The sequence below is a fragment of the Motilibacter deserti genome (assembly GCF_011250635.1).
In the GTDB taxonomy this organism is placed as follows: domain Bacteria; phylum Actinomycetota; class Actinomycetes; order Motilibacterales; family Motilibacteraceae; genus Motilibacter_A; species Motilibacter_A deserti.
Genome location: NZ_JAANNP010000219.1, coordinates 1 through 1660 on the forward strand (window position 1 = coordinate 1; position 1660 = coordinate 1660).

Annotated in this window: 2 protein-coding genes; one reads left to right on the plus strand and one right to left on the minus strand. The window is 75.1% G+C overall.

The window, feature by feature from the left end:
- Positions 1–93: 93 nt before the first annotated feature.
- A complete protein-coding gene (locus tag G9H71_RS22575) occupies positions 94–966 on the minus strand; it encodes a helix-turn-helix domain-containing protein (protein ID WP_166284992.1) in 873 nt (290 codons plus the stop codon).
- 55 nt (positions 967–1021) lie between these two features.
- On the opposite strand from G9H71_RS22575, the gene G9H71_RS22580 reads away from it, so the two are divergent.
- Complete coding sequence (locus tag G9H71_RS22580; RefSeq protein ID WP_166284993.1) at positions 1022–1510, plus strand: VOC family protein; 489 nt, start codon at positions 1022–1024, stop codon at positions 1508–1510.
- The last annotated feature ends 150 nt before the right edge of the window (positions 1511–1660 follow it).

The following is a 1660-nucleotide window of genomic DNA, read 5'->3' on the forward strand; positions in this document are numbered from 1 at the left end:
ACGGCCTCGACGGGACCGCAGCCGCCGCCGAGGTCCGGGGGATCGAGTACGTCCCGCGTCCGCGCGCGGTCGGGCGCGCGCGCAGCTGAGCCCTCACGCCGGCACGGGCCGGGCTTGCCGCGCCCGCCGCAGGTAGAGCCCCGGCGTCACGCCGACCGCCGCCCGGAAGTCGCGGCTGAAGTGGGCCTGGTCGTTCCATCCCAGCGATGCCGCGAGCCCGGCCAGGTCCTCGACCTTCCCGGCGTCGATGGCGGCCACCGCGTCCTGCAGCCGGTAGCGAGCCAGGACGGCCTTCGGCGGCACCCCGACGTACGCCGCGAACAGCCGTTGCAGGGAGCGGACGCCGAGCCCGGCCCGCGCCGCCACGGCGTCCACGCGGACGAGCGTCGTGTCGTGCACCATCTCGGCGATCACGTCCTGCAGCAGCGCGTACGAATCGTCGGGCTCGGGGGCCAGCGGGGCCAGTGCCGCGTCCAGCACCGCGGCGCGTACGTCGTCCGAGCCCTCGGCGAGCACGTCGCGCACGAGCCGCGCCGGGTCGAGGCCGCGTACGCCCTCGAGCCGCCGCACCGAGTCGCGGTGAGGCAGCCGACCGCTGAAGGCCGCGAACCCGCCGGGGCGGAACTTGAACGCGCTGACCCCGCCGGAGCCGCGCAGGTCCACCGCGAAGCGCCGGGTGACCACGCCGTGCACGAGGGCGGCCGGCAGGTCGACGCCGAACCGGCGGGCCGTGCCCGTCTCGACCGTGAGGTTGACGCAGGGGTGGCTCAGCACCTCGGCTCGCACGGTCCGCGGCACGGGCAGGTCCCAGGAGACCGACCAGTACTGCTCGACGTAGGGGACGAGCGGCTCCGACACGTCCGGCATCCGGCGCAGCCCGGCGACTGCTGCGGTCTCGTCGGGCCGCAGCACCCCCTTGCGGCTCGCGGTGCGCGCCCACGTCTCGGCGCTCAGCGTCAGCGCCATGGAGGTGTCGCATTAGTGCAAGACGGCACCGCCGGAGTCTAGGCACAGTGCCGCCATGAGCATCGAGAACGGGAAGCCCGACGGCTACACGACCCTCACGCCGTTCCTCGTCTGCAGCCCGGCAGCGGAGGCGATCGAGTTCTACCAGCAGGTGTTCGGCGCCACCCTCGTCAGCCGGATGGACGGGCCGGACGGCACCGTCCCGCACGCCGAGCTCGACTTCGGCGACGGCCGGCTGCAGCTCGGCGACCCCGCTGACCAGTTCGGCCTGGAGGCGCCGAGCTCGGGGCCGGGCCACGACCGGGTCAGCGGCTCGACGTGCATCTACGTGAGCGACGTCGACACCGTGACCGAGAAGGCGGTCGCCGCGGGCGCGGTGCTGCGTGAGCCGCCGACGACGTTCGTGACCGGGGACAGGTTCGCCTCGATCTACGACCCGTACGGCCACCGCTGGGCGGTCATGACCCGGGTGGAGGACGTGAGCCCGGAGGAGGCGGAGCGCCGGCTGGCGGAGTGGGCGTCCGGCGGCGGCCTGGAGGGCTGAGCCGGCCTGCAGGAGGCTGGGCGGCGGGCAGGCCCGGCGGCGGGGCCCGACCTACACTCGCCCGGTGCCCGAGCTGCCCGAGGTCGAGTCCGCGCGGGCGGTCATCGAGCGGTCGGGGCTCGGGCGGCGGATCGTCGAGGTCGACGACAG

Bases quoted from the DNA above. Each gene is read 5' to 3' on its own strand.
- G9H71_RS22575 (WP_166284992.1), bottom strand. From the start codon at position 966: ATGGCGCTGACGCTGAGCGCCGAGACGTGGGCGCGCACCGCGAGCCGC.
- G9H71_RS22580 (WP_166284993.1), top strand. From the start codon at position 1,022: ATGAGCATCGAGAACGGGAAGCCCGACGGCTACACGACCCTCACGCCG.